The sequence below is a fragment of the Polynucleobacter sp. 39-46-10 genome (assembly GCF_002282275.1).
In genome coordinates, this window is sequence record NZ_NCJB01000497.1 from 1 (window position 1) to 1,296 (window position 1,296).

Sequence of the window (1,296 nt, forward strand, 5' to 3'; positions counted from 1 at the left end):
GAGGTGTCGCTCGGCTAAGTTATCCATGTTGTGCGGCATATGTGATTCAAGTACATAAGACTCCAGCATGGTGTCAAATGCAATGCCCTGCAAAGTAATGTTGTAGTTCGCAAATATATGGCTATCGTACTTGAGGTTTTGACCTACCTTCAAATACAAAGCGCTTTCCAACCAAGGCTTCAGGCGGGCTAAGACTAATTCACGACTGAGTTGAGCCTCCCCATTACGGTGCGCCACTGGGATATAGCAGGCCTCTCCAGAGGTGACACAAAGCGAGATACCGACAATCTCAGCAGCTAGCGCATCCAAGCTAGTAGTTTCTGTGTCGACAGCTGTTAGTTCTGCACCTTCAATTTTTTTAATCCAGCGGTCTAGTGCAACCTCATCCACCACACACTCATAGTGTTTGGCAATAGCGCCTTGCAGATCCATTGTTTCTTGCGATAAGGCAGTTGTTGCCTCTGTAGCAGTAGGGCCAAACTTCTTGGTGTCAGCTTTTACATCTTCTTCCGAAGAATTTTTGATGGGACTGCCAGCTAAATCAAAACCGCCGCTAGCTTCAGGAGCCACTCCGCCCAACTGCTTCTCCACATCACGCAACCAAGTTTTAAATGCGTAGCGTTCAAACAGTTCACGCAAAAGCGGTGCATCCTCTGGTTTTGCGTGCAAGTCATCCAAGCCTGGAAGATGGGAGGATAAGTCGCAATCCGTTTTCACAGTAATCAACTGTCGCGCTTGTGGAAGCCACTCCAAACTATTGCGCAAGTTCTCGCCTACAACACCCTTCACTTGATCGGCATTTGCCATCAATTTATCCAGGTCACCAAACTCAGCTAACCATTTGTTGGCTGTTTTAGGGCCCGCCTTCGGAACACCGGGTACGTTGTCGACGGTATCCCCAATGATCGACAGGTAATCTACGATGCGCTCTGGAGGTACGCCGAATTTTTCGATAACACCATCGATATCCAACTTCTCATTGGTCATCGTATTAATCAAGGTAACCGAGGAATTCACTAACTGAGCCAAATCTTTGTCGCCGGTAGAAATAATGGTTTCCCAGCCAGCTTGGGTAGCTTGGCAAGCCAAGGTACCAATCACATCATCAGCCTCAACCCCAGAAACCATCAGTACTGGCCAGCCTAAGGCCTTGACCATCGCATGGATCGGCTCAATTTGTTTGACTAAATCTTCAGGCATGGGGGAGCGGTGCGCCTTGTACTCAGAGTACATTTCATCCCGGAAAGTCTTACCTTTGGCGTCAAAAACACAGGCAATATGGTCAGCCTTGAGTTC

1 protein-coding gene is annotated in these 1,296 nt (G+C 48.1%); it reads right to left on the reverse strand.

Annotated features, from left to right (window positions below; all coding sequences use genetic code 11):
• On the reverse strand, nucleotides 1-1,296 hold a 1,296-nt coding region (locus B7X71_RS17130; protein ID WP_293601626.1), incomplete at both ends, for a 5'-3' exonuclease H3TH domain-containing protein.